The organism is Microbacterium maritypicum MF109, assembly GCF_000455825.1.
Lineage (GTDB): Bacteria > Actinomycetota > Actinomycetes > Actinomycetales > Microbacteriaceae > Microbacterium > Microbacterium maritypicum_A.
This window is the reverse complement of record NZ_ATAO01000206.1, coordinates 217,129-241,503: the sequence shown is the minus strand read 5'-3', so window position 1 is coordinate 241,503 and position 24,375 is coordinate 217,129. Positions and strand designations below refer to the sequence as shown.

Annotated in this window: 25 protein-coding genes; 14 read left to right on the top strand and 11 right to left on the bottom strand. The window is 66.6% G+C overall.

Annotation, left to right across the window (positions count from 1 at the left end; genetic code table 11):
* The first annotated feature begins 35 nt into the window (after window positions 1-35).
* The 6 genes from L687_RS35455 to L687_RS35430 all read left to right on the top strand — a co-directional run bounded on the left by L687_RS35455 (window position 36) and on the right by L687_RS35430 (window position 6,661).
* Entirely contained in the window at window positions 36-1,712 is a 1,677-nt protein-coding gene (locus tag L687_RS35455) for a DUF885 domain-containing protein (protein ID WP_021200585.1), read from the top strand.
* A gap of 54 nt (window positions 1,713-1,766) precedes the next feature.
* Window positions 1,767-2,801 (top strand): LLM class flavin-dependent oxidoreductase, encoded by a 1,035-nt coding sequence (locus L687_RS35450; protein WP_021200584.1) that lies wholly within the window; start codon window positions 1,767-1,769, stop codon window positions 2,799-2,801.
* Between the two features lie 47 nt (window positions 2,802-2,848).
* Window positions 2,849-4,201, top strand: a complete 1,353-nt coding sequence (locus tag L687_RS35445) for an MFS transporter (RefSeq protein WP_021200583.1) — start codon at window positions 2,849-2,851, stop codon at window positions 4,199-4,201.
* 34 nt (window positions 4,202-4,235) lie between these two features.
* Window positions 4,236-4,991, top strand: a complete 756-nt coding sequence (locus tag L687_RS35440) for an SGNH/GDSL hydrolase family protein (RefSeq protein WP_021200582.1) — start codon at window positions 4,236-4,238, stop codon at window positions 4,989-4,991.
* A 31-nt stretch (window positions 4,992-5,022) separates the two neighbouring features.
* Complete coding sequence (locus L687_RS35435) at window positions 5,023-5,769, top strand: formylglycine-generating enzyme family protein (RefSeq protein ID WP_021200581.1); 747 nt, start codon at window positions 5,023-5,025, stop codon at window positions 5,767-5,769.
* A 79-nt stretch (window positions 5,770-5,848) separates the two neighbouring features.
* Window positions 5,849-6,661, top strand: coding sequence for an arginase family protein (locus L687_RS35430; RefSeq protein ID WP_021200580.1), 813 nt, complete (start codon window positions 5,849-5,851; stop codon window positions 6,659-6,661).
* A 7-nt stretch (window positions 6,662-6,668) separates the two neighbouring features.
* Here L687_RS35430 and L687_RS35425 read toward each other — a convergent pair whose 3' ends face one another.
* Window positions 6,669-7,994: an MFS transporter gene (locus tag L687_RS35425; protein WP_031207656.1), complete on the bottom strand. Its 1,326-nt coding sequence runs from the start codon at window positions 7,992-7,994 to the stop codon at window positions 6,669-6,671.
* A 77-nt stretch (window positions 7,995-8,071) separates the two neighbouring features.
* Here L687_RS35425 and L687_RS35420 point away from each other — a divergent pair, with 77 nt between their 5' ends.
* Window positions 8,072-8,440: a VOC family protein gene (locus tag L687_RS35420; protein WP_031207654.1), complete on the top strand. Its 369-nt coding sequence runs from the start codon at window positions 8,072-8,074 to the stop codon at window positions 8,438-8,440.
* A 47-nt stretch (window positions 8,441-8,487) separates the two neighbouring features.
* The gene (locus L687_RS42205) at window positions 8,488-9,546 is read left to right on the top strand and encodes a GNAT family N-acetyltransferase (protein ID WP_021200577.1); all 1,059 of its coding nucleotides are present in this window, start codon (window positions 8,488-8,490) and stop codon (window positions 9,544-9,546) included.
* Here the strand turns inward: L687_RS42205 and L687_RS35415 are convergent.
* Together L687_RS35415 and L687_RS35410 are read right to left on the bottom strand one after the other, a co-directional pair.
* Window positions 9,543-10,076 carry an AAA family ATPase gene (locus L687_RS35415; RefSeq protein WP_021200576.1) on the bottom strand — a complete coding sequence of 178 codons (534 nt, stop codon included), beginning with the start codon at window positions 10,074-10,076 and terminating at the stop codon, window positions 9,543-9,545. The genes L687_RS42205 and L687_RS35415 overlap by 4 nt on opposite strands.
* 44 nt (window positions 10,077-10,120) lie before the next feature.
* Entirely contained in the window at window positions 10,121-10,522 is a 402-nt protein-coding gene (locus L687_RS35410) for an HIT family protein (protein WP_021200575.1), read from the bottom strand.
* A gap of 221 nt (window positions 10,523-10,743) precedes the next feature.
* Between L687_RS35410 and L687_RS35405 the strand changes: the two genes are divergently transcribed.
* Window positions 10,744-11,613, top strand: coding sequence for a class I SAM-dependent methyltransferase (locus L687_RS35405; RefSeq protein WP_021200574.1), 870 nt, complete (start codon window positions 10,744-10,746; stop codon window positions 11,611-11,613).
* A gap of 39 nt (window positions 11,614-11,652) precedes the next feature.
* Here the strand turns inward: L687_RS35405 and L687_RS35400 are convergent, their stop codons facing one another.
* From L687_RS35400 to L687_RS35390, 3 genes are read right to left on the bottom strand one after another with little or no spacing between them, the layout of a single operon-like run.
* Window positions 11,653-14,010: an ATP-binding cassette domain-containing protein gene (locus L687_RS35400; RefSeq protein WP_021200573.1), complete on the bottom strand. Its 2,358-nt coding sequence runs from the start codon at window positions 14,008-14,010 to the stop codon at window positions 11,653-11,655.
* 30 nt (window positions 14,011-14,040) lie between these two features.
* Window positions 14,041-14,451, bottom strand: a complete 411-nt coding sequence (locus L687_RS35395; protein ID WP_029259226.1) for a VOC family protein — start codon at window positions 14,449-14,451, stop codon at window positions 14,041-14,043.
* Window positions 14,452-14,456: 5 nt separating this feature from the next.
* Window positions 14,457-14,933 carry a helix-turn-helix transcriptional regulator gene (locus L687_RS35390; protein ID WP_046398982.1) on the bottom strand — a complete coding sequence of 159 codons (477 nt, stop codon included), beginning with the start codon at window positions 14,931-14,933 and terminating at the stop codon, window positions 14,457-14,459.
* 104 nt (window positions 14,934-15,037) lie between these two features.
* Between L687_RS35390 and L687_RS35385 the strand changes: the two genes are divergently transcribed.
* Window positions 15,038-15,634 (top strand): HdeD family acid-resistance protein, encoded by a 597-nt coding sequence (locus L687_RS35385; RefSeq protein ID WP_021200570.1) that lies wholly within the window; start codon window positions 15,038-15,040, stop codon window positions 15,632-15,634.
* A 70-nt stretch (window positions 15,635-15,704) separates the two neighbouring features.
* Here L687_RS35385 and L687_RS35380 read toward each other — a convergent pair whose 3' ends face one another.
* A complete protein-coding gene (locus L687_RS35380; RefSeq protein WP_021200569.1) occupies window positions 15,705-16,469 on the bottom strand; it encodes an SDR family oxidoreductase in 765 nt (254 codons plus the stop codon).
* A 122-nt stretch (window positions 16,470-16,591) separates the two neighbouring features.
* Here L687_RS35380 and L687_RS35375 point away from each other — a divergent pair, with 122 nt between their 5' ends.
* From L687_RS35375 to L687_RS35360, 4 genes are all read left to right on the top strand, one after another.
* A complete protein-coding gene (locus tag L687_RS35375) occupies window positions 16,592-17,065 on the top strand; it encodes an NfeD family protein (protein ID WP_021200568.1) in 474 nt (157 codons plus the stop codon).
* 8 nt (window positions 17,066-17,073) lie between these two features.
* Window positions 17,074-18,003: an SPFH domain-containing protein gene (locus L687_RS35370; protein ID WP_021200567.1), complete on the top strand. Its 930-nt coding sequence runs from the start codon at window positions 17,074-17,076 to the stop codon at window positions 18,001-18,003.
* The gene (locus L687_RS35365) at window positions 18,000-18,776 is read left to right on the top strand and encodes a glycerophosphodiester phosphodiesterase family protein (RefSeq protein ID WP_021200566.1); all 777 of its coding nucleotides are present in this window, start codon (window positions 18,000-18,002) and stop codon (window positions 18,774-18,776) included. Before L687_RS35370 ends, L687_RS35365 begins: the two co-directional genes overlap by 4 nt.
* 124 nt (window positions 18,777-18,900) lie before the next feature.
* Window positions 18,901-19,284 (top strand): RNA polymerase-binding protein RbpA, encoded by a 384-nt coding sequence (locus L687_RS35360; RefSeq protein ID WP_021200565.1) that lies wholly within the window; start codon window positions 18,901-18,903, stop codon window positions 19,282-19,284.
* Here the strand turns inward: L687_RS35360 and lnt are convergent.
* The 4 genes from lnt to tatA are packed head-to-tail and all read right to left on the bottom strand — an operon-like array spanning window position 19,281 to window position 24,338.
* Complete coding sequence (gene lnt / locus L687_RS35355; protein ID WP_021200564.1) at window positions 19,281-20,813, bottom strand: apolipoprotein N-acyltransferase; 1,533 nt, start codon at window positions 20,811-20,813, stop codon at window positions 19,281-19,283. The genes L687_RS35360 and lnt overlap by 4 nt on opposite strands.
* 1 nt (window position 20,814) lies before the next feature.
* A complete protein-coding gene (locus L687_RS35350) occupies window positions 20,815-23,289 on the bottom strand; it encodes a DEAD/DEAH box helicase (RefSeq protein ID WP_029265387.1) in 2,475 nt (824 codons plus the stop codon).
* The gene (gene tatC, locus L687_RS35345; protein ID WP_029259222.1) at window positions 23,286-24,044 is read right to left on the bottom strand and encodes a twin-arginine translocase subunit TatC; all 759 of its coding nucleotides are present in this window, start codon (window positions 24,042-24,044) and stop codon (window positions 23,286-23,288) included. The genes L687_RS35350 and tatC overlap by 4 nt, the downstream gene beginning before the upstream one ends.
* A gap of 57 nt (window positions 24,045-24,101) precedes the next feature.
* The gene (tatA, locus tag L687_RS35340; RefSeq protein WP_021200561.1) at window positions 24,102-24,338 is read right to left on the bottom strand and encodes a Sec-independent protein translocase subunit TatA; all 237 of its coding nucleotides are present in this window, start codon (window positions 24,336-24,338) and stop codon (window positions 24,102-24,104) included.
* Window positions 24,339-24,375 lie beyond the last annotated feature (37 nt).

Here is a 24,375-nt window from a genome sequence, read left to right as displayed (position 1 = left end):
GCGGCGAGAGGGGGGCGGGGATTAGGCTGACAACTATGACTTCAGCTCCCCGCACTCCCTCCGCCATCGACGCCGTCGCCGATGAATGGGTCGACACGATCGCGGTACTGGCGCCCACTCTCGGGACCTACATCGGCCGCGACGAGGTGAACGATCGCTTCGGTGACCTGAGTCCCGCGGGGCAGGAAGAGATCGCCGCTGCGACTCGCGCGACACTCGACAGGCTCTCGGCCCTCGAGCCCGTCGACGCGATCGACGAGGTGACCAAGACCGACCTGGGCGCGGAGCTGCGTCTCGATCTCGAGTTGCACGACGCGAAGTGGCATCTGCGCGATCTCAACGTCATCGCCTCGGCGGCGCAGGATGTGCGCGCGGCCTTCGATCTGATGCCGACCGCGACCGTCGAGAACTGGGACGTGATCGCGACGAGGCTCGCCGCTGTTCCCGACGCCCTCCGTGGCTACGTCGAGACGCTGCGCACCGGTATCGCCGAGGGGGTGACGCCGGCACGTCGTCAAGTGATCGAGGTCGCGACGCAGATCGACCGTTACACCGCGGATGACGGATTCTTCGCCGCGTTCGTCGCGGAGGCCGACCCCGAAGAAGGGCAGCTGCCTGCCTCGCTCGCGCGTACTCTCGCCGACAACTCCGCCGCCGCACGCGTCGCGTACGACGAGCTGCGCCGCTTCCTCGCGGAGGAACTCGCCCCCGCCGCCGGAGAGGTCGACGCCGTCGGACGCGACCTGTACGCGCTCAACTCCCGTCGCTTCCTCGGTGCGACGATCGACCTCGACGAAACTTACGAGTGGGGCCGCGAAGAGCTCGCGCGCATGGTGGCGGAGCAGACCGCGATCGCGAATGAGATCCTGCCGGGGGCCTCCGTCGAAGAGGCCGTGGCCCACCTCGAAGCCGACCCTGCCCGCAAGCTCGTGGGCACCGACGCTCTCCAGAAGTGGATGCAGGAGACGAGCGATCGCGCGGTCGCCGAACTCGGAGCCTCCCACTTCGACATCCCCGAGGCGATCCGCACGCTCGAGTGCATGATCGCGCCCACCCAGGAAGGTGGCATCTACTACACGGGCCCGACCGACGACTTCTCGCGTCCCGGTCGTATGTGGTGGTCCGTTCCCGAGGGCGTCACGGAGTTCGACACCTGGCGAGAGCTCACCACCGTCTTTCATGAGGGCGTGCCGGGCCACCACCTGCAGATCGCCCAGGCCGTGTACAACCGGGCCGAGCTCAACTCCTGGCGCCGGCTGTTGGCCGGCACCTCGGGCCACGCCGAGGGGTGGGCCCTGTACGCCGAGCGTCTGATGGAGCAGCTCGGCTACCTCGACGATCCCGCCGATCGACTCGGCATGCTCGACGGGCAGCGTATGCGGGCGGCCCGTGTGGTGCTCGACATCGGCGTACACCTGGGCAAGCCACGTCTCGATGGCACGGGAGTGTGGGATGCGGAGTACGCACTCGACTTCATGCGTCAGAACGTGAACATGTCGGATCAGTTCGTGCAGTTCGAGGTGAACCGCTACCTCGGCTGGCCGGGGCAGGCTCCGTCGTACAAGGTCGGTCAGCGCATCTGGGAGCAGGTGCGTGACGGCGTCCGTGCGGCGGAGGGCGACGCCTTCTCCTTCAAGGGCTTCCACAAGCGCGCGCTCGACATGGGTGGGGTCGGCCTCGACACGCTGCGCAGCGCGCTGCTTCCGCGCTGACGGGAATGCGGTTCGATCGCCGCGTGTTCATTCACCTGAATAGAGAGGGATGACATGGGAATCGAATTCGGGCTGGACACCTTCGGGGACATCACGAGGGACGCAGACGGAGAGCTCCTCACCGGAGCGCAGACCATCCGCAACGTCGTGGAGCAGGCAGAGCTCGCAGACACGGTGGGAGTGGACTTCTTCGGGGTGGGGGAGCACCACCGCGCCGAGTTCGCGGTGTCCGCGCCGGAGATGGTGCTGGCCGCGATCGCGGCTCGCACGGAACACATCCGATTGGGCACCGCGGTGACCGTGTTGTCCTCCGACGATCCGGTACGCGTGTTCGAACGCTTCTCGACGCTGGACGCGCTTTCGGACGGTCGCGCCGAGGTCGTTCTCGGGCGCGGATCCTTCATCGAGTCTTTCCCCCTGTTCGGCTACGACCTCCGCGACTACGACGCACTGTTCGAGCAGAAGCTGGAGCTCTTCGTCGAGCTGCTCAAGGAAGAGCCCGTGACGTGGTCGGGCACGATGCGGGCGTCGCTCGACAACGCGAATGTGTTCCCCAAGACCGAGAAGGGCCTGCGTACCTGGGTCGGTGTCGGTGGAAGCCCGGAGTCCGTCGTGCGCGTCGCGCGTCACGGCCTGGGGCTGATGCTCGCGATCATCGGGGGACCGGCGGCGCGGTTCAAGCCCTTCGTCGACCTGTACCACCGCTCGGTGGCGTCGTTCGGCACGACCTCGCACCCCGTCTCCGTTCATTCCCCGGGCCACATCGCCGAGACCGACGCGGAGGCCTGGGACGCGGCGTACTCCGGATTCGAGGCGATGAACAACACCATCGGCCGCGAGCGCGGCTGGCCGGCATACAGCCGCGCGCGTTTCCAGAACGATGTCGGTCCGGAAGGGGCGATCTACGCGGGCTCACCGGATCGAGTCGCCGCGAAGATCGCCGACACGATCACGACCCTGGGTCTCGGCCGCTTCGACCTGAAGTACGCCACAGGCACACTGTCGCACGAGTCGATGATGCGCAGCATCGAGCTGTACGGCACCGAAGTGATCCCTCGGGTGAAGCGGATCCTCGGCGCGCAGGACTGACGATATCGCGTGCGGGGCGTCCGGCGCTCGGCTCTACGATGAGGAGCATGGCCAACACCGCCCTGCCGAGCCGCTCATCGCTGGCCGAGCGCCTGGACGTCCTGCCGTTCACGCGTCGACACCTCCGGCTGCTCACCGGATCCGGGCTCGGATGGGCGCTGGACGCGATGGATGTCGGTCTGATCTCCTTCATCCTCGCAGCCCTCACGCAGCAGTGGGGACTGACCAAGGGCGAGGCGGGGTGGATCGCCTCGGTCGGTTTCATCGGGATGGCCATCGGTGCGACGCTCGGCGGTCTGCTGGCCGATCGCTTCGGTCGCCGCCAGGTGTTCGCCCTCACCCTGCTCGTGTACGGCATCGCGACCGGGGCCAGCGCGCTCGTCGGCGGAATCGCGGCACTCCTCGTGCTGCGATTCCTCGTCGGGCTCGGTCTCGGTGCCGAGCTCCCGGTCGCGTCGACGTACGTGAGCGAGTTCGCACCGGCCCGAATCCGCGGTCGTCTGATCGTCGTGTTGGAGGCCTTCTGGGCGCTCGGATGGACGGCAGCCGCCGTCATCGGGTTCCTGGTCATCCCGGCGTCCGACGACGGTTGGCGCTGGGCCTTCGCGCTCGGCGCGATTCCTGCCGTGTATGCACTGTTCGTGCGGTGGCGGATGCCCGAGTCTCCACGATGGCTCGCCTCGCGTGGACGCATCGCGGAAGCTGATCGCATCGTCTCGGCCTTCGAGGCTGATGCCGGTGTGGGGACGGCCCCGGCCATTCGGAAGGAGCCGGCGTCCCGCGCGATCGCGGTCACGGCTCGGGCCCGCCTCGCCACGCTCTGGAACCCCGAGTTCCGCCTGCGCACCCTCTGCCTCTGGGTGGTGTGGCTGGGCGTGAACTTCGCCTACTACGGCGCGTTCATCTGGATTCCGAGCATCCTCGTGGACGCCGGGTTCGATCTCGTCCGCTCGTTCGGATTCACACTGATCATCACGCTCGCGCAGCTTCCGGGATACGCGGTCGCCGCGTGGCTGATCGAGGTCTGGGGGCGACGGCTGACCCTGTCGGTGTTCCTTCTGGGGTCGGCCGTCTCGGCTGTGATCTTCGGCACGGCCACGACCGAGGGGGCGATCATCGCTGCGGGCATGGCTCTGTCTTTCTTCAACCTCGGTGCCTGGGGCGCGCTGTACGCCGTCACGCCCGAGATCTATCCGACGTCGTTGCGGGGAACGGGCACGGGCTGGGCCGCCGGGGTCGGCCGCATCGCATCGATCGTGGCGCCGCTTTCCGTACCGGTCCTTCTGATCGCCGGTGGGGCTCCGCTGCTGTTCGCCGTGTTCGGCGTGTGCTTCCTCGGTGCGGCCGCCGCGGCATGGGGGCTCGTCGATCGGGGTGGTCAGGCTCTCGACGACCGTTGACGCCGCGCGTCGTGAGCCGCAATAGGCTGGGACGATGGCAGATGTGCGGTTCGTGGCGATCGGCGACTCGTTCACCGAGGGGGTCGGTGACGTTCTTCCGGATGGGCGGGAGCGCGGCTGGGCCGATCTCGCGGCCCAAGGCTGGGCGGACGCGGCGGGCCACTCCATCCAGTACGCGAACCTCGCGATCAGGGGCAAGCTCGCCTGGCCGATCGTCGAGCAGCAGCTCGAACCCGCGCTCGCTCTGCGCCCGACGCATCTCTCCTTCAACGGCGGTGGCAACGATATGCTGCGCCCGCGCACCGATGTCGAGCACATCGCCGATGCATTCAGTCGCGTGCTGCGGCGGTGCGATGAGGAGGGCGTCACCATGATCCTGCTCTCGGGTGCCAATCCCAGCGGGCAGCTCCCGATGGGCTCCCTCGTCCAGCGGCGCGGCGATCTGCTCTCCGACGCGGTGCTCCGGCGGATCGAAGAGCGCCCCGACGTGGTCCGAGCACTCAATTGGCCGGATCGTGAGCTCTCCCGCGGTGCGTATTGGGCGGATGACCGTCTGCACATGAACGCGGCGGGTCACCACCGTGTCGCTGCCCGCGTGCTGCACGCGCTCGGCTTCGAGCCCCCGGCGACATGGTGGGCCCCGAATGATCGACTGGGTACCGGGCCATCGGGGCTCGCCTACTACCGGGAGTTCGTCGGTCCCTGGGTCCGCCGACGCGTGACGCGCACCTCGTCGGGCGATGGCCGTACGGCGAAGTACCCGTCCTGGGTCGAACGAGTGCCCTCGTGATGCGAAGCGGTTCCTCGGTTGCGGGGGATCGGTGAGCGACTTCGAATTGGCGCGTATACCCGCCGGTGTCCTGACGCTGCACGATGCGCGTCGTGACGAGCGGCGTGATGTGACACTCGAGCCGTTCCGGATCGGTGTGTATCCGGTGACGGAGGAGCAGCTCACCGAGGTGCTGGGCATCCCGGTGCGCCACCCGCGTCGCCCCGCCGCCGACCTCAGTTGGTTGCGCGCGATCCACTTCTGCAACGCCGCATCCGAATGGGAGGGCCTGGATCGGGTCTATCTGTTCGATGGCGAGGAGGTGACCTGGGACACGACCGCCGACGGGTACCGGCTCCCCACCGAAGCGGAGTGGGAGTTCGCCTGCCGCGCCGGGTCGACAGGTCCGCACTATGCGCCTCTTGCCGATGCGGCATGGACGAGTGCGGACGGGGTGTCTTCTCCGCAGGACATCGGCGGCAAGCTGCCGAACCTCAACGGTCTCTTCGACACGCTCGGCAACGTCTGGGAGTGGTGCTGGGACCTGTTGGATCCCGCCCGTTATGACGACTACCGCGTCTTCCGCGGCGGCGGGTTCGCCGACGACGCGTGGAGCGTGCGCGCATCGGTGCGTCGCGGGGGAGCACCTCGCATGCACCATGACGATGTCGGGATCCGACTGGCGCGGGGTGCGTTCGACACGGTCGACGGTGCACAGGGCTGGTCCGCGCGCGCGGACCGCGAACGTGCTGTCCGGAATGGACCGTTGCCTTCCGGATGGACGCCTCGTCGGAGCTGAGACGCCGGTACCGCGCGGCCGCCGTGTCCGCATCACTCCACGTTTTGTCCTGTCATCCCGCGGATGGAAAGCTGGGGACATGGCACCTTCCTACGCGCTCATCGTCTCCCAAGGCCGAGTGGCCGATCGCACCGACGGAGCGCTCGTGGGGGCACGACGCGTGGGTGACGCGGTCTCGGCATTGCTGGAGATCGAACCGCACGTCGTCGGCACCCCGACACCGGGCCTGGTCGATGACTGGTCCGTCGCTCTTCCCGAAGCGGAGGCGACTCTGAGCGGATTGCGCGCAGCGGTGCACGACGCCATCTCTACGGGCGCGACACCCCTCCTGATCACGAACACCTGCGCGGCGAGCCTCGGCACTCTTCCCACTGCTGCCGAGCATCATCCCGACGCCGTCGTGCTCTGGATCGACGCACACGGCGACTTCAACACTCCGGATACGACGGATTCGGGCTATCTCGGCGGTATGGTCCTGGCCGCGGCGTGCGGACTCTGGGACAGTGGGCACGGCGACGGCATCGATCCGAAGCAGGTGATCGTGGTCGGCGGTCGCGACATCGACGTCGCTGAGGGTGAGTTGCTCGCCGAAGCGGGGGTCACCGTTCTCGCTCCTTCCGAGAGCACGCCGGAGCGCGTCCTCGAACTCGTCGCCGGACGTCCCGTGTGGATCCACGTCGATTGGGACGTGCTCGAACCCGGGTACATCCCCGCCGCCTACCGGGTCGGAGGCGGCTTGCTGCCTCACCACGTGGCGGCGATTTTCGCGGCGCTGCCGTCCGACTCGGTCCGGGGGATCGAACTCGCGGAGTTCGAAGCGGGCGACGATGAGGTGCCGGAGCGCGTCAGCGTCGAGCTCATCGTGGAGACGCTGCAGCACCTGCTCCGATAGGGTGCGCTCAGTGCCGACGTTCCGGATCGAGGCCCATCCGGATGCGCGTCCGCTTGCGTTCGATGAGGATGAACACCGTGCCGATGATCCAGAGGGGGATCGGCATCAGGAACGCGATCCGGAAGGCCCCGAGCGAGTATGTCTCGGGAGTGCCGGCGCCCTGCAGGTCGAGTGCGAGGCCGATGAGGAAGATGGCGATGAGCGCGGCGATGAACCCTCCCGCGTTCGTCACACCGGTGGCGGTGCTCAGACGGTGGGTGGGGTTGTGCGTCCGCGCATGGTCGAACGCGATCATGGAGGCGGGCCCTCCGGTCGCGAGGCCGATCGCCAGCACATAGAGGAGCCAGATGGGCGCGGTGTCGGGCACAGCGATGACAGCGACCCACGCTGCCATCTGCACCCCGACGGCGGGGAGCACCAGCGCGAGCGACCGGTGATTCGGAAGCCGCCGGGAGAGGTCGCCGATGAGGGGTCCCAGAAGCATGCCGGCCACGACATATACGGAGATGATTCCCGCGGCGTGGGCCGTGTCGAGCCCTTCCGCCGCGGTGAGGAAGGGCATTCCCCAGAGCAGCACGAACGCGGTACCCGCGAACGGGGTCGTGAAGTGCGACCAGAAGGCCAGCCGCGTGCCCGGGTGTGCCCAGGCGGCACGTATGCCGACACCGGTATCTATGGCGGAGGTGACGACGCGGACGACACCGGTATCGGTGTTCACCGTGACGTCGGCGCCGCGCTCTGCGGGATGGTTGCGAATCACCAGCGCCACGAGGATGGTGAACAGCACACCGAGGCCCGCGATGCTGCCGAAGGTGATGGTCCAGTTGGTGGCGTGCAGGAGTGCGGCCAGCGGGACCAGGGCGATCAGCTGGCCGGCTTGACCGATGATGCCGGTGAACTGGACCATGAGCGGCCCGCGTTGGGCGGGAAACCAGGTCGCGACGAGTCGTAGCACCGCGGGGAAGATAGCGGCATCACCGGCACCGAGCAGGACACGCGCGAAGATCGCGATGCCGATGCTGGGGGAGAGGGCCATGGTCAGCTGGCCCGCGGCCATCAGCAGCATGCCGACGGTCATGATCGGGCGCGAGCCGAAGCGATCGAGGAGCACTCCGATCGGGATCTGCATTCCGCCGTACACGGCGAGCTGGACCACGGCGAAAAGAGCGAGCGTCGATGCATCCGCCTGGAAGCGGTCGGCCGCTTCGACGCCGACAGCGCCGAGCGATGTGCGGTTCGTGATGGCCAACACGTAAGCGGCGACTCCGACCGACCAGATCACCCAGGCTCTCCACCCCGGTGTCGAGACGGGGGAGGGGGAGACCTGCGGCACGCCTCAACGCTACTCCTCCGACGGCGCGCATTCGGCGACCTCCGCTCGATGTCGGTCGGGGTCGCTACGGTGGCGCCATGACCAGTTCCCCTTTGCACCACTCACTCGACTACGTCGAGCTCGTCGTCACCGATCTGGAGGCGTCGAAGAGCTTTTTCGGTGACGCCTTCGGCTGGAGCTTCAACGACTACGGCCCCGGATACGCCGGGATCGTGTCGCCACGAGGCGACGGCAACGAAGCCGGCGGTCTGATGCTGGCCGACGAGCCGCGTCCCGTCGGAGGTCCGCTCGTACTGCTCTATTCGGAAGACCTCGACGCCACGAAGGCGGCTATCGAGAAGGCCGGCGGAACGATCCTCCAAGAGCCGTACGCGTTCCCCGGCGGGCGACGCCTGCACTTCGCCGACCCGACGGGCACGGAGCTCGGAGTCTGGTCGACGCAGTAGGAGTCAGCCGTGGCTTCGCCGGTGTCGCGCGTGCGACGATTGCCGGTATGACGGACATCGTGGCGGGCGACATCCCCGAGGACATCGAGAGATGCGTGGACGTCTGGATTCACGCGCTCCGGCACCGTGACGGGGATGTCGACTCCCGCTCGATCGCCGATCGCATGCGAAAGCTGTTCGATGGCCATGTCCTCCGGTTCGCGCTCACGGGGGAGCCTCTGGCGGGTTTCGCTCTCACCACGCCGAAGACACACGACGAGACGACGGCCGTGTTGGAGCGGATCGCCGTGATGCCGTCATCCGCCGGGCAGGGACGTGGTCGTGCCCTGCTGCGCGATGCGATTCAGTATTCGACGGGTGCCGGCTTCTTCAGCCTCGAACTCGCGGTGCGGCGAGGGAACGCCGCCATCCCGCTCTACGAATCGGAGGGCTTCGCGGCGGTCTCGGAGCCTGTCCCGCACCCGCTCGGCGGCGAGCCCATGATCACCTATCGCCGTGATCTCGTCGATCCGCACAGCGGAGCGATCGCGGGTACCTCAGGACTCAGCGTTCCGCGGGTACAGGGTCCCGAGATCGTTCTCCGACCTTTCGAGGAATCTGACATCGATGCCGTGTTGGAGGCGTCCTTCGATCGTTCGATCACCGACGTCACCACCGTTCCCATCGTCGCTGATCCCGGGCTCGCCGGCGCGTGGCTGGTCCGGCAGCACGAGCGGGCAGCGAAGGGTATCGGCTACTCGTTCGCGATCGAGGCGAACGAAGAATGCGTGGGGCAGATCGGGCTGTGGCTTCGTGACCGGGACCAGGGTCGAGCGACCGTCGGCTACTGGATCCGACCCACGCGACGCGGCGAGGGATACGCCTACAGCGCGCTGCAAACCCTCACGGAATGGGCGTGGCACCTCGCCGATCTGCATCGTCTGCAGCTGCACATCGATCCGACGAACGGGCCCTCACTCCGGACTGCTGAGAAGGCGGGCTATGCGCGCGAAGGGTTGCTTCATTCGTGGCAGAAGATCGGCGATGAGCGCCGGGACATGCTCGTGTACAGCCGACTCCGGTCACCGTGGCCGATTGCTGATCCGGCGGCTGAGGAACCGGCTTAGTCGACGATGCGGTGGCCGAGATCTTCGAGGATCATCGTCACGAGTTGATCGGTGGTCGTCTCCGGGCCGACCCGTCGCTCATCGAACCAGGGGAGTGGTTGCCACCCGTCGTGCCATCGGCGGATCTCGTCCTCCCCGAAAGTGTTCGCGAGAGGCCTTCCGGCATGGCGCCGAATCGTCTCTTCGAGGCCGACGTCGAACTGATAGATTCCTGTCGTTCCGCGATGGTCGAGGTACAAGCTCTCGAAGGCTTCGGCGTAGTCGCGCAGATTGAAGATCCCGTCGAGGATGACGTCGTAACCGAGGTCCAGCGCCTGCCGGGCGGCGCCGACGATCAGGATGCTCGCCGCTCGAGAGCGTCTCAACCGGTTGGGGTCGTGCAGCAGCTCACGGCGGAAGTGGTCTTGAGAAATGATGGCGACCCGTTGACCTAGTGCCGGTCGCAGTGCCCTCGCAGTCGTCGTCTTCCCCGATGCGGCATCGCCGCGCAGGATGACGAGACGCGTGGAGCCACTGCCCGTGAGAGTCATCGAACCATCCTTGCAGCGCCCGCCAGGCGGGTCGAGTCCGGCGATCAATCGAGCGCGAACGGCATTCCCAGCACGGCCCTGAGTCTCGACGCGAATGTCTCGCGACGGCCGGGATCCACCCACTCCGCGTCTCCGTGTCGTTGGTACAGCCGATCGTCCGGAAAGCGGGGGAACACATGCACATGCAGGTGCCAGACGTCCTGGTCTCCTGCGGGCTCATTGTGCTGCCGGATGGAGGTCCCCTCGCATCCGTAGGATGACCGGATGCCGATCGCCACCCTCTGCGTCAGATCCCACACCGCGAAGCCGTCCTCCGGTGACAGGTCGTAGATGTTCTCCACGTGCGTCCGCGGGATGACGAGGACCGCTCCGGAGTTCCCCGGCCACCACTTCGGCGCGATCCGAGCGAATGCACGGTCGGTGACGGCGACCACGTCGGACGGCATGCTGAGTTGGTCGTACAGACCCTGTTGGAATTTGCAGAACGGACACGCATATCCGGGCGGCTCGTGGGTGGCTGGATGCACGCACCGATCATCGCACGGGGGAGTGCTGGTACCGGGAGCTGCATCTGTCACCGGTGGCGCTGATGATCTTCTCAGCTGACATAATGTGCATTATCGGCTTTCTTTCACGATCCGAGAGCGGTGATCGATAGGCTCGCCTCGTGAACGGAAGCAACGTCGACATCGACTGGGAATCTGCGCGACGCGCGAATCAGGAGAACTGGGAGGATCGCGTCCCGGTGCACACGGAAGCCTATGGGCTCGCTGCGTTCGACGATCCCGCGCATCTCAGCGACGTCGTTCGCGACGACCTCGCGACGATGACCTCGTTCCTTCCTGCGGACGGTCTGTCCGGCCTCGATCTCTGTCACCTGCAATGCCACATCGGCACCGACACGGTCTCCCTGGCTCGCGCCGGTGCGACGGTGACCGGCGTCGATTTCTCGCCGTCTGCGCTCCGTGCGGCGACCGACCTCGCCGCGCGTCTGGGTATCGATGCGACGTGGGTGCAGACCGATGTGCTCGATGCACGGGCTGCAGTCACCGGTGACTTCGATGTCGTGTACACGAGTATCGGGACGATCAGCTGGCTCGACGACCTGGATCGGTGGGCGGCGCAGATCGTGCAGCTGCTGCGTCCGGGCGGGATGTTCTTCATCCGCGACGGTCATCCCGCCCTGTACGCGCTGGATGAGGACGCGGACACCTTGACCACGCGCTATTCCTACTTCGCGACCGGTCGCGCGCAGCAATGGGACGACGACAGCACATATGCCGGCGACGGTCGTATCGACCACGCCCGCACTTACGAGTGGCCGCACCCGTTGTCCGAGATCCTCGGTGCGCTGCTGCGTGCAGGGCTCAGGCTCGTCCACTTCGATGAAGGTCGTACGCTGCCGTGGCGATTCAGCGATCGCATGGTCGAGGTGTCCGGCGGCTACGCCTGGCCCGAAGCCGAGCGGGATCTGATCCCCTGCACGTACACGATCATCGCGCGCGTCGACGAAGGCGGAGCCGCCGGAGACGCGTGATGGTCGGAGTGCGGGCGCGGGCACGCGCTCCGACCATTCTCACGCTCCGACGTACTGCGCGAGGTGCTCCCCCGTGAGTGTCGATTTTTGGGATACCAAATCCCTCGGCGTCCCCTCGAAGACGATCCTGCCACCGTCGTGTCCGGCTCCCGGCCCGATGTCGATGATCCAGTCCGCGTGCGCCATGACTGCCTGATGGTGCTCGATCACGATCACGGTCTTGCCGGCATCCACGAGTCGATCCAGCAGTCCCAGGATCTTGTCCACATCGGCGAGGTGAAGGCCGGTCGTGGGCTCGTCCAGCACATAGACGTCGCCCTTCTCCCCCATCTGGATCGCGAGCTTGATGCGTTGGCGTTCGCCACCGGACAGCGTCGACAGCGGCTGCCCGAGTGACAGGTAGCCGAGTCCCACGTCTTCCATCCGCCCGAGGATCGCCGTGGCGGCGGGCAGCTTGGCCTCCCCGTCGCTGAAGAACACCCGGGCCTCGGAGACCGGCAGATCGAGCACCTCGGTGATGTCCTTGCCTGCGAGCTTGTACTCCAGTACCCCGGCCTGGAAGCGCTTGCCTCCGCAGTCCTCGCAGGGAGTCTCGATCGTGTCCATGAAGCCGAGCTCCGTGATGATCACACCCGCGCCCTTGCACGAGGGGCAGGCGCCTTCGGAGTTCGCGCTGAACAGAGCCGGCTTCACGCCGTTCGCCTTCGCGAAAGCCTTGCGGATCGGCTCGAGGAGTCCCGTGTACGTCGCCGGGTTGCTTCGCCGGGAGCCCTTGATCGCGGCCTGGTCGATCGCCACGACTCCGTCGCGCTTGGACACCGACCCGTGGATGAGCGAGCTCTTGCCCGAGCCCGCCACGCCCGTCACGACGGTGAGGACCCCCGTCGGGATGTCGACATCGACGTCCTGGAGGTTGTTCGCCGTGGCCCCGCGCACTTCGATCGATCCGGTTCCGGAGCGCACTGCCTCCTTGAGCTGGGCCCGATCCTCGAGGTGGTCACCGGTCTTGGTACCACTGGCCTTCAGCCCCTCGACCGTGCCCTCGAAGCAGATCTCACCACCGGCGCTGCCCGCACCAGGCCCCAGGTCGACGACGTGGTCGCCGATCGCGATGGTCTCGGGTTTGTGCTCGACGACCAGCACGGTGTTGCCTTTGTCCCGCAGCTTCAGCAGCAGGCCGTTCATGCGCTGGATGTCGTGCGGGTGCAGACCGATCGTCGGCTCGTCGAACACGTAGGTGATGTCGGTGAGGGATGAGCCGAGGTGCCGCAGCATCTTGATGCGCTGCGCCTCTCCCCCGGACAACGTGCCCGACGGACGCTCCAGACTGAGGTATCCGAGGCCGAGCGTCACGAAGGCGTCGAGATTGGCGCTGAGCGCCTGCAGCAGCGGACCGGCTCCAGGGAGATCGAGTCCCCGGACCCAATCGGCCAGGTCTGTCACCTGCATGCGGCACGCATCGGCGATGCTCACACCCTCGATCTTCGATGACCGCGCCCCCTCGGTGAGCCGCGTCCCATCGCACTCCGGGCAGACGGCGAACGTGGCCACGCGCTCCACGAAGGCCCGGATGTGCGGCTGCAGCGCGTCGAGGTCCTTCGAGAGCATCGACTTCGTGATCTTCGGGATGAGACCCTCGTACGTCATGTTGATCCCGGAGATCTTCACCTTCGTGACCTCGCCGTAGAGGAAGAGGTGTCGCTGCTTGTCGGTGAACTGGGAGATCGGCTTATCCGCGGGATAGAAGCCCGACTGGGAGAACCCCTTCACCATCCATCCGTCGGCCGTGTAGCCGGGCACCATGATGGCACCGTCGTCGAGAGACTTCGACTCGTCGACGATCTGGGCGAGATCGAGGTCGGACACCGCTCCCCTGCCCTCGCATCGCGGACACATGCCGCCGAGGTAGATCGCATCCTTCACGATCTTCTTCTCTCCACCCGGGCCTGTCATGACACCGCTGGCCTTCTGCGTCGGGATGTTGAACGAGAAGGCGGTCGGTCCGCCGATATAGGGCTGCCCCAGCTTGCTGAACAGGATGCGGAGCATCGCGTTGGCGTCGGTGACGGTGCCGACGGTCGATCGGGGGTTCGCTCCCAGACGCTCCTGGTCGACGATGATCGCCGTGGTCAGACCCTCGAGGATGTCGACATCTGGACGGGGCACCGACGGCATGAACCCCTGGACGAAGGCGCTGTAGGTCTCGTCGATCATGCGCCGCGACTCCGCCGCGATCGTGTCGAAGACGAGCGAGCTCTTCCCCGAACCAGACACGCCGGTGAACACGGTCAGACGGCGCTTCGGGATATCGACGCTGACGTCCTTGAGATTGTTCTCGCGCGCACCCTGTACGCGGATCAGGTCGTGGGTGTCTGCGGGGTGCTCGTCCGTGGTCATCGGCGTCTTTCGTGGGATCGGTGGAGAAGGTCAGGCGGCCTGGTTGATACGCAGCAGGTTGCCTGCAGGATCGCGGAACGCGCAGTCGCGCACACCGTAAGGCTGATCGATGGGCTCCTGCACGACATCGGCTCCACGTTCGACGAGACGCTCGAAGAGGGCGTCGACGTCATCGCTGGCCAGCGTGAGGGCCGCGTAGCTGCCCTTGGCGATCAGCTCGAGGATCGTCTGACGCTCGGCGTCCGTGATGCCCGGATCGGTTGCCGGCGGGTGCAGCACGATCGATGTCTGCGGCTGACCCTCGGGCCCGACGGTGAGCCACCGCAGGCCGTCGTACCCGACATCGTTGCGCACCTCGAAGCCGAGGGCGTCGCGATAGAACGCGAGGGCCGCTTCGGCATCGGTGTGCGGGAGGAATGCGTAGTGGATGCTGATGTTCATGGTGTTCACGTTAGGTGCGCATCGGTGCGCGGCGCTTCTCGATTCCTGATCGGTCTGGTCACGTGCTTGGCCTGGAACGAGGGGATTCCCTCGACGCTGGCAGCGCGTTCACGGTACACGCTGGGTGCGACACCGACCAGCTCGGAGAATCTCGTGCTGAATGTGCCGAGCGAGGAGCAGCCCACTTCGAAGCACACCTCCGTCACCGTCAGGTCTCCGCGTCGCAGGAGTGCCATCGCCCGCTCGATACGTCGGGTCATCAGATACGAGTAGGGAGACTCGCCGTAGGCCTCTCTGAACTGCCGGCTCAGGTGCCCCGCCGACATATGCACACCGCGGGCGAGCGCCTCGACATCGAGTGGTCGTGCGTACTCCCGGTCGATGCGGTCTCGGACTCTCCTCATCACGGTGAGTTCGCGGAGGCGAACTTCGTCGACGTCGGTCACGACTTGATCTTGCCATGTCCCCGGAAGTCGCGGCATGACGGAACGAAACGCGGAAGACGGCTTCTCCCCCGCTCCGGCCCGGCGGAGCGCTATCCTGAGGGCGCATCCTCACAGGATCTTCTCAGAAAGGGGTCCCCACCATGTCTGAACCACTCACGGAGGCCAAGTCGTTGTTCAAGTCGATCCGCGTCACGCTGGCCGTCGCCGGTGTGCTGGCGCTGCTCGCCGGAATCGTCCTCCTCGTCTGGCCGGTGAAGTCCGCGGTCATCGTGACGGCGATCTTCGCCACCTACCTCATCATCGCCGGTCTCGTCTACGTCGGACTCGGCATCTTCTCGAGCGCGAAGGGCGGGTGGGCGCGCGTCGGTCACATCGTCCTCGGCCTGCTCTACATCGCTGCCGGTGTCATCGCGTACTTCAACCTGAATGCCGCCGCCGCCACGCTCGCCTTCGTGGTCGTGATCTTCATCGGCGTCAGCTGGATCGTCGATGGGATCGTCGCGCTCACACTGCTGGGCAGCGACGGCTCGCGCGTCTGGACCGTCCTCTACGCGATCCTGAGCATCGTCGCGGGAATCATCGTGTTGTTCTCGCCGCTCATCGCCGGCTTCGCGTTCTGGCTGCTGCTGGGCATCTCGCTGGTCGTGCTCGGAATCATCCAGATCGTGCGCGCCATCACGCTCGGTCGAGACGAGAAGGAATACGTCTCCGCCGTGCAGGGTGGAGCGACGAGCTGATGCTCTCGGTCTGAAAACAGAACGGCCCCGTCCCGCAGCGTGCAGGACGGGGCCGATCTGTGCGCCCTGGCTACTCGGCGGCGAAGGCGCTCACGTCACCGACGAGGCGCGTGTTGTCCGCCGGTACCGGGTCGATGACGGCCTTGGCGACCTCGGCTGCGAACTCCGAGACGTTGTAGAGCTTGCCGGCCGATTCCCGGCGCTCGGCGATGGCGCCCGGGTTCGCGCGCTCGAGCAGAGTCGCCGTGATCGTTCCTTCGATCATGTCGCCCGAGACGACGGTGAACCCGATCCCCTTCTCGGTCAGTCCGGGGATGAGCTCGCGGAGCGCGTCTTCCCCCGCCCGCTTCGAGAGTGCCACCGGTTCGTACTCCGGCATGGTCGGCGTGGTCCGGATGAAGTGCGCCTGGTGGCTGGTGACGAACACGACGCGCGCGCCGTCTCCGAGCAGGGGCGTCGCCGCGTTCAGGACGTTGAGCTGGGCGTCACGGTTCAGCGCGAGGGCGTAGTCCTCGGCCATGCCGGATTCCATGCCGCCGGAGGCGTTGAGCACGAGGACGTCGAGCCGCCCGTATTCGGCGCGGATCGCCTCGAACATCTCGGCGACGGATGCCTGGTCGGTCAGGTCCGCGCCGACGACGAGAGCGCGACGGCCGAGCTCGCGGAGCTGGGCGGCGAGCTTCTCTGCACGCGGTGCCTTGTTGCGGAAGTTGATGACGACGTCGGCGCCTGCCTCGGCGAGGTAGCGCACGGTGTCGGCGCCGATGCCTCGCGATGAACCGGTGACAAGAGCGACCTTGCCGTCAAGGGATCCTGCGGGAAGAACGTCGGTCACGGTGACTCCTCATGATGCGTGAAAAAGCCGTGATCGCACGGCCCTCTCACACTATCAAGCGCGCGCTGTGGCACCCTGATCCGTCGGTGCCCGCGTGATACGTTGACCACAAAGGAGGCCGCATGGACAACTTCACGACATTCGTCACGTTCATCGACCAATGGGCATGGATCGGCTGGCTGGTCCTGATCGCCGTCTTCCTCGTCATCGAGATGCTGTCGCTGGACTTCACCTTCCTGATGCTGAGCTTCGGCAGCGTCGTGGGGCTGGTCACGGACCTGATCGGTGTTCCGGTCTGGCTGCAGGTCATCATCGCCGCGGCCGCCGCCGCGCTGTTCATCCTCTTCCTGCGTCCCCCGCTCCTCAAGCGACTGCGCCGCGGAGAAGATCCGACCAAGTCGAATGTCGACGCCCTCGTCGACCTGCGCGGTATCGCGCTGCACGACATCACTCAGATCTCCGGCCAGGTCAAGCTCGCCAACGGCGACACCTGGACCGCTCGCACCGCCACGCCCGTGCCGATCCCGCAGGGCGCTCCGATCGCCGTGACCGCGATCAACGGTGCGACCGCCATCGTCCGTCCCGTCAACGACTAGGAGAACCCGTGAACGACGCATCGTTCATCCCCACAGCGATCCTGTGGATCCTCGTGATCGCGGTGATCATCTTCGTGGTGGTCACCGTCGCCCGTGCGATCCGCATCATCCCCCAGGCGACGGCCGGGGTCGTCGAGCGCCTCGGGCGCTATCACAAGACGCTGACCCCCGGTCTGAACGTCCTCGTCCCGTTCATCGATCGCCTGCGCCCCCTGATCGACATGCGCGAGCAGGTCGTCTCCTTCCCGCCGCAGCCGGTCATCACCGAGGACAACCTCGTCGTGTCGATCGACACGGTCGTCTACTTCCAGGTCACCGACGCGCGCGCAGCCACCTATGAGATCGCGAACTACCTCGGTGCGGTCGAACAGCTGACCACCACCACTCTTCGCAACGTCGTCGGTGGCCTCAACCTCGAAGAGGCACTCACGAGCCGCGACAACATCAATGGGCAGCTGCGCGTCGTGCTCGACGAGGCCACCGGCAAATGGGGAATCCGCGTCGGCCGCGTCGAGCTGAAGGCGATCGACCCGCCCATCTCGATCCAGGACTCCATGGAGAAGCAGATGCGCGCCGAGCGTGACCGACGCGCCGCGATCCTCACGGCCGAGGGAACCAAGCAGTCGGCGATCCTCGAGGCCGAGGGTGCCCGTCAGGCCGAGATCCTCCGGGCAGAGGGCGACAAGCAGGCAGCTGTGCTTCGCGCACAGGGTGAGGCCGAGGCGATTCAGAACGTCTTCAGCGCCATCCACCAGGGCGAGCCGGATGACAAGCTGCTCGCCTACCAGTACCTGCAGATGCTGCCGAAGATCAGCGAGGGGCAGTCCAACAAGCTGTGGATCATCCCGAGCGAACTCACCGAGGCGCTCAAAGGCATCGGCAGTGCGTTCACCCCGAAGCCGGGCCAGGGCCCGACGAACACGCTTCCGGGCGCGTGACGCACCCGTACTTCTCGAAGACGCGGCATCCCCGAGTCCTCGCCCACCGCGGTCTGATCACCGCGGCAGGCGAGGACTCCGGCGTCTGGGAGAACTCTGCCGCGGCTTTCGCCGCCGCGCACGCGGCGGGCGTCGACTACATCGAGACCGACTGCCAGGTCACCGCAGACGGCGATGTGGTGCTGTTCCACGACACGACCCTGACCCGCCTGATCGGCGACAGCCGAAGGGTCCAGGATGTGCGCACACGCGAACTGCGGACGCTCTTCTCCGACCACGGCGGACTCCTGACGGTGTCGGAGGCGCTGGCTTCGTTCCCGGACGTGCGTTTCAACATCGATGTGAAGACGGCCGCAGCCGTCGAGCCCCTCGGCCCGATCCTGGTCGATCACACCCACCGCGTCCTCCTGACCAGCTTCTCCGACGCGAACCGCCGTGCCGCCCTCGCCTCGGTGCTGCGAGCCGGCGCCGCTCTCCGTCCCGCGACGTCGGGAGGGAGCCGGACGATCGCCTCCCTGCGGGGAGCCTCGGCACTCCACCTCTCCCCCGCCCGCCTGCTCCGCGAGATCGACGCGTTGCAGATTCCCGAGCGTTACGGCGCGCTGAAGGTCCTGACCCCCGCGCTCCTGCGTGCGGCGCACCGGCACGGCGTCGAGGTTCATGTGTGGACCGTCAACGACCCCGAGGACATGCGGCGACTCGTCGGCCTCGGAGCTGACGGCATCGTCTCCGATCGCGCGGATCTCGCTCTCAAGACGCTCTCTCCCCACTGACTCCCGACTCGCCCCATAACCTCCGGCGCTGGGATTAACCTGTGAGTTCCGCCGAGAAGGCGGGCGCGTGGATGAAGCGCACAGGCTGGAGCGTTATACCTGACAGCGACGAGAGGACCACACAATGGCAGATCGCAGCCTGCGCGGCATCCGACTCGGCGCCCAGAGCCTACAGAGCGAAGAGGGCGTCGTTTTCATGGAGCGCCGTGAGACCACCTACACCTGTGACACTTGCGGCCACGTCACGAACCTGATGTTCGCGGCGGATGCAGAGCCGCCCCAGACCTGGGAGTGCCGCGCGTGCGGCGCCGAGGCGCGCTTGAACGTCGACGGTCAGGCCGTCACGCTCGAGGCCAGCGATGAGAAGGCCGCCCGCACCCATTGGGACATGCTCCTGGAGCGCCGTACCCGCGCCGAGCTCGAAGAGCTCCTCGAAGAGCGCCTCGCCTTCATCCGCGCCCGGCGCGGTGCCGGCGAAGACCCGACCCGCGAGAAGATCGGCGCCTAGCGCCTCCTGGCGCGCCACCACCCGACGAGGAGCGCGCCGAGACCGCCCCACAGCAGAATCGCCTGCACCCAGGGGCCCAGTACGACACCCGCCGTGAGGCCGGACCGTAGCTCGACATCTTCGAGCATCGCTCCGGCCTCATCTGCGTCCAGGCTGGTGACCGTCGAGCCGTCCGCGCGGATGACCTGGCTGGTGCCGACCGTGGAGACGTTCACCACGCTGCGGCCCGTCTCGATCGCCCGCATCCGCGCGAAGGCGAGCTGCTGGAGGTTCTCGTCCGTACCGCGGAAGTCGGCGTTGTTGGTCTGGAACACCAGCACCTCGGCACCGGAGTTCAGTCCCTGCCAGATCACGTCGTCGTAGATCACGTCGAAACAGATGGCGAGACCGACGCGCACGTCGCCCACATCCATGATCGGGGGGTTCGACCCCGGCGTGTACTCCCTCTGGATGAGCCCGATCAGATCGGGCGCGAGCGCGTTGAAGAAGGCGCGGTCGGGTACATACTCCCCGAACGGGACAGGGTGACGCTTGTCGTGCAGCTGCGTCGCGGAGCCGTCGGTGTTCCAGAGCATGGAGGTGTTGAAAAAGCGGTCGTCGCGCCCGGTGGCCGCATTCGCCAGCAACGGGGCGTCGATCCGATTGGCGACGAGCGTCATCCGTCGAGCGAGGGCGTCGATCTGGAAGGGGTCGCCGTCCAGTGAGCCTTCGGGCCAGACGAGGAGATCGACATCCTCGCCGTAAAGAGGCGCTGTGGCTTCGGTCTGCGCCTGGATGACGGCGAACGCTTCGCGGTCATCGAAGTAGCCGGTGGGACCGTTCCCCTGCACCGCCGCGATGCGCAGGGAACCGCTCGGGGACGTCGGGAAGAGCGGGGTGAACAGCAGTACCGCGAGGACGGCGGCGGGCGCGATCAGAAGGAGCGGACCACGCCATGCACGCAGTCGGACGACTTCGATCAGCATCGCGACGACGAGCACCATCAGGAAACTGAGACCGCTGACGCCGACCCAGGACGTGACGGATGCCAGAGGGCTCTCCGCCTGACTCATGCCGATCCGTGCCCAGGGGAAGCCCCCGTAGGGCCAGGAGCCGATGAACAGCTCCCGAGCGACCCAAAGGGCGGCGATGACAGTGGGAAGCCCCAGGAGACGTCCTGCGGTCCCGGGGAAGGCCTTCGGCATCCAACGGTACGCGAGGGCGATCGGAACCAGGGCGACGGCGGTCAGTACGCCTTCCACCACGCTGAGGGCGGCCCAGGGAACAGGTCCCAGGTATCGCGACGTCCAGGAGACGAGAAGCGCGAAGAACAGGATGCCGTAGACGAGACCGACGAGCAGAGCCCCACCGAACCGGCGCCCGATCAGCGCGACGAGCAGAAGCGCGGTCGCGGGGAAGGCGAGAATCCAGATCGCGGCCTCAGGATAGGCCAGGTCCATCACCAGGGCGGCGAGTGCGGCAGCGAGCACAGCGGCCCAAAGTGGCAGGAGGGCGCGCTGCGGCGCTGGTTTCTCGGTCATTCCGTCCATCTCACATCGACGAGTAGGCGACGATGCCGCGACGCACCCCGTCGAGCGCGGCACGAGCCGTACGCGCGAGAGCCGCATCCTCGGCCACGATCGACAGCTGGTCGAGCAGGTCGATCGTCTGCTTGGCCCAGCGCACGAAGTCCCCGGCCGCCATATCCGCATCGACCAGCACTCGGTCGAGCATCCCGCCCCGCGCCCAGGAGTGCATCGCGCCGGCCAGGCCTGCGGCCAGGGGCTCGCTTCCGGGGAGGTGATGGTCCTGCTCGAGGTCGTCGAGCTCGGCCCAGAGCGTGGTCGTCTTCTCATACGCCGCGCGGAAGGGCCCTCGCGGTAGACCCCTCTCCCCCGTGTTCGCCTCGTCGCGGCGGGGTTCGTACACCAGACAGCACGCCATGGCTGCAAGGGACGGAGCATCGAGGCCGGCCCAGAGGCCTTGACGCAAGGACTCCGCGACGAGCAGGTCACGTTCGCCGTAGATGCGACGCATGGTCCGTCCGGCCTCGGTCAGCGTGGTCTCCCCGTCCTCATCACGTAGATAGTCGAGCGTCTCCAGGACCTCGACGACGCGGTCGAAGACCCGCGCGACGGTCCCGGTGCGTGTCTCGATCTGGCGACGGATGCGATCCGTCTGACGCTTGAGCTTCCAGTAGCGCTCCGCCCAGCGTGCGTGCGCTTCGCGGTCGGGACAGCGATGGCACGGGTGACGCTGCATCTGCGTCCGCAGGGTCTGGATGCGCTTCATGCGCTTGTCGCGCGACGCGCGCGGGGCGTTCGAGTCCTGACGGTTCTTCTTCTCGAGGTCGCTCAGCTCGCGTCGGATCGCCGCGTACTCGGGGAAGTCGCCGTGTTCGCACGCCATTGCGCTCTGATAGCCGGCCAGCGATTCCTCGGCCTCACGCACCTGCCGCGCCAGCCCGACGACGGCACGGTCGGCCTGGAACTGGGCGAACGACGATTCCAGGATCTCACGGGCCCTGGGCTTGCCGAACAGGTCGATCAGGTTGACGGCCATGTTGTACGTCGGCCGGAAGCTGGAGTTCAACGGGTAGGTGCGGCGGGAGGCGAGTGCAGCGACCGCCTGTGGATCCATGCCCTCGGTCCACTGCACGACGGCGTGACCCTCGACATCGATCCCTCTGCGTCCTGCGCGCCCGGTGAGCTGGGTGTACTCCCCCGAGGTGATGGCCACCCGGGCCTCGCCGTTGAACTTCTCCATCTTCTCGAGCACAACGGTGCGTGCCGGCATGTTGATCCCGAGCGCGAGCGTCTCGGTGGCGAAGACGACCTTGACCAGCTTGCGCTGATAGAGCTCTTCGACGACTTCTTTGAAAGCAGGCAGCAGCCCCGCGTGATGCGACGCCACGCCGCGCTCCAGATTGTCGAGCCATTCCCAGTAGCCGAGGACGCCGAGGTCCTCCTCCTGGAGCGTACGCGTGCGCTCTTCGACGATGGCCCGGATCTCGGCACGTTCCTCATTCGAGGTGAGCCGGATCCCCGAGCGGCGCACCTGTTGCACCGCGGCATCACACCCCACGCGGCTGAAGATGAAGAAGATCGCCGGCAGCAGATTCGCCCGCTCCAGAAGCCGCACGACGTCGGGGCGGTCCATCCGCTCGATCCGGCGGGCATTGGCGGCACGCACCGGACGACGTCCTCCCCGCGGAGGCCGCTTCGCCTGACGGCCGGCATGACGGTCGCTGCGATAGGACTGCGCCTGGCGGTTGTTCTCGTAGGTCGTGCCCGTCGACGAGCGGATCCGCATCAACTCCTGGTTCACCTGCGCCGTGGCCAGACCAGCGCGGTCGTCGAACAGCGGCAGGAGGTCGTCGCGGACGAGCACGTGCTGCTCGAGTGGCACGGGACGGATCTCGGAGACGATCACCTCGGTGTCGCCGCGCACGGTGTCGAGCCAGTCGCCGAACTCCTCCGCGTTCGACACAGTGGCACTCAACGACACGAGGCGGACACGTGCGGGGAGGTGGATGATGACCTCCTCCCACACCGCGCCCCGGAACCGATCGGCGAGGTAGTGGACTTCGTCCATGATGACGTAGCGGAGGTCGCGGAGGGCCGAGGAATCGGCGTAGATCATGTTGCGAAGGACCTCGGTCGTCATCACGACGATCCGTGCGTTGCCGTTGATGTTCGTGTCGCCCGTAAGGAGTCCCACGTCGTCGGCACCATAGACGTCGACCAGTTCTCGGAACTTCTGGTTCGAGAGGGCCTTCATCGGCGTCGTGTAGAACGCCTTGTCACTCGGGGTCTGCATCGCGAGGTGGATAGCGAATTCGCCGACGATCGTCTTCCCGGCGCCCGTCGGCGCCGCGACCAACACGCTCCGGCCGCTCTCGAGCGCGTGACAGCCGGCGACCTGGAAGGGATCGAGCTGGAACTTCTGCAGTGCGGCGAACGCCGTCGACTGCGGGTGCTCCACTGCTTCCTGCGCGCGGGCGTACCTCTCGGAAGGCGAACTCATGCCGGATCCGGCAGAAGCCCTGATGCCTCGTCGCGTTTGCGCTTTCGTCGGTCGAAGATCAGTGAGAGACCTGCGGCGGCGAAGAAGAGGACGATCAGGATGCCCGCGAGCATCAGCATGCTGACGACGTCAGCCGCCGGCGTCGCGAGCGCGGCGAACACCGTGGCGATGATGATCGCGACACGCCATCCCTTGAGGATCGCCCGTCCGGACATGACGCCTGCGAGGTTGAGTGCCACCAGGAACACGGGCAATACGAACGAGATGCCGATCACGATCATCAGTTTGAAGATGAAGTCGTAGTACTCCTGGGCGGAGTAGAGGTTCGTCGCCCCGGCGGGCGTGAAGCTCCACATCAGTTCGATGATGTGGGGCATGATCATGACGCCGAGGTAGCAGCCGGCGAAGAACAGCGGAACGGCGGCCACGACGAAACCGATCGTGTACCTGACCTCCTTGCGGGTGAGACCGGGCATGATGAACGCCCAGATCTGCCACAGCCATACCGGAGCCGACAGGAAGATGCCGATGGAGAAGGCGATGCGCATGCGCATGTCGAACGCGGCCGTCACCGTGCCGAAATTGAGTGCGCTGAAGTCGTCTCCGCGCTTCTCGGCGATGATCCGTACCGGCTCGGTGATGAAGTTGATGATCGGGTCGGCGATGAGGAACGCGACGACCATGCCGACGAGCAGCGCGAGCGCAGCGAACATCAGGCGCTTGCGCAGTTCGACGAGATGCGCGCCCAGCGACATCCGTCGATCCCGATCCGCCTTCGGCATCACGGTCGGTTCGATGGCTGCCACGGCCGGTCAGGCGCGGGGCGGGGTCTCAGGGTCGATGCCCGAGTCCTTCACCGTGGTCGGCTCGGCGGCTGCGGAATCGGTGCGAGCGGCGTCGTCGTCCTTCATCGCCTTCATCTCGCCCTTGAACACGCGCGCGGACTGTCCCATGCTCTTCGCGAGAGCCGGCAACTTGGCAGCACCGAACAGGAGGAGGATCACGGCGAGCACGATAAGCAGGTGCCAGCCTTGCATTCCAGCGAACATGTCAGGATTCCCGTCGTCGGTGAGCGTTCGCTCCAGT

Excerpts from the sequence above, each read along its gene's own strand:
- L687_RS35360 (WP_021200565.1), top strand. The coding sequence starts at position 18,901 with ATGGCAGATCGCAGCCTGCGCGGCATCCGACTCGGCGCCCAGAGCCTA.
- L687_RS35420 (WP_031207654.1), top strand. The coding sequence starts at position 8,072 with ATGACCAGTTCCCCTTTGCACCACTCACTCGACTACGTCGAGCTCGTC.
- L687_RS35410 (WP_021200575.1), bottom strand. The coding sequence starts at position 10,522 with ATGCCGTCCGACGTGGTCGCCGTCACCGACCGTGCATTCGCTCGGATC.
- L687_RS35450 (WP_021200584.1), top strand. The coding sequence starts at position 1,767 with ATGGGAATCGAATTCGGGCTGGACACCTTCGGGGACATCACGAGGGAC.
- tatC (WP_029259222.1), bottom strand. The coding sequence starts at position 24,044 with ATGTCGCTGGGCGCGCATCTCGTCGAACTGCGCAAGCGCCTGATGTTC.
- L687_RS35455 (WP_021200585.1), top strand. The coding sequence starts at position 36 with ATGACTTCAGCTCCCCGCACTCCCTCCGCCATCGACGCCGTCGCCGAT.
- L687_RS35385 (WP_021200570.1), top strand. The coding sequence starts at position 15,038 with ATGTCTGAACCACTCACGGAGGCCAAGTCGTTGTTCAAGTCGATCCGC.
- lnt (WP_021200564.1), bottom strand. The coding sequence starts at position 20,813 with ATGGACGGAATGACCGAGAAACCAGCGCCGCAGCGCGCCCTCCTGCCA.
- L687_RS35375 (WP_021200568.1), top strand. The coding sequence starts at position 16,592 with ATGGACAACTTCACGACATTCGTCACGTTCATCGACCAATGGGCATGG.
- L687_RS35430 (WP_021200580.1), top strand. The coding sequence starts at position 5,849 with ATGGCACCTTCCTACGCGCTCATCGTCTCCCAAGGCCGAGTGGCCGAT.
- L687_RS35415 (WP_021200576.1), bottom strand. The coding sequence starts at position 10,076 with ATGACTCTCACGGGCAGTGGCTCCACGCGTCTCGTCATCCTGCGCGGC.
- L687_RS35395 (WP_029259226.1), bottom strand. The coding sequence starts at position 14,451 with ATGAACATCAGCATCCACTACGCATTCCTCCCGCACACCGATGCCGAA.
- L687_RS42205 (WP_021200577.1), top strand. The coding sequence starts at position 8,488 with ATGACGGACATCGTGGCGGGCGACATCCCCGAGGACATCGAGAGATGC.
- L687_RS35390 (WP_046398982.1), bottom strand. The coding sequence starts at position 14,933 with ATGCCGCGACTTCCGGGGACATGGCAAGATCAAGTCGTGACCGACGTC.
- L687_RS35445 (WP_021200583.1), top strand. The coding sequence starts at position 2,849 with ATGGCCAACACCGCCCTGCCGAGCCGCTCATCGCTGGCCGAGCGCCTG.
- L687_RS35350 (WP_029265387.1), bottom strand. The coding sequence starts at position 23,289 with ATGAGTTCGCCTTCCGAGAGGTACGCCCGCGCGCAGGAAGCAGTGGAG.
- L687_RS35400 (WP_021200573.1), bottom strand. The coding sequence starts at position 14,010 with ATGACCACGGACGAGCACCCCGCAGACACCCACGACCTGATCCGCGTA.
- L687_RS35440 (WP_021200582.1), top strand. The coding sequence starts at position 4,236 with ATGGCAGATGTGCGGTTCGTGGCGATCGGCGACTCGTTCACCGAGGGG.
- tatA (WP_021200561.1), bottom strand. The coding sequence starts at position 24,338 with ATGTTCGCTGGAATGCAAGGCTGGCACCTGCTTATCGTGCTCGCCGTG.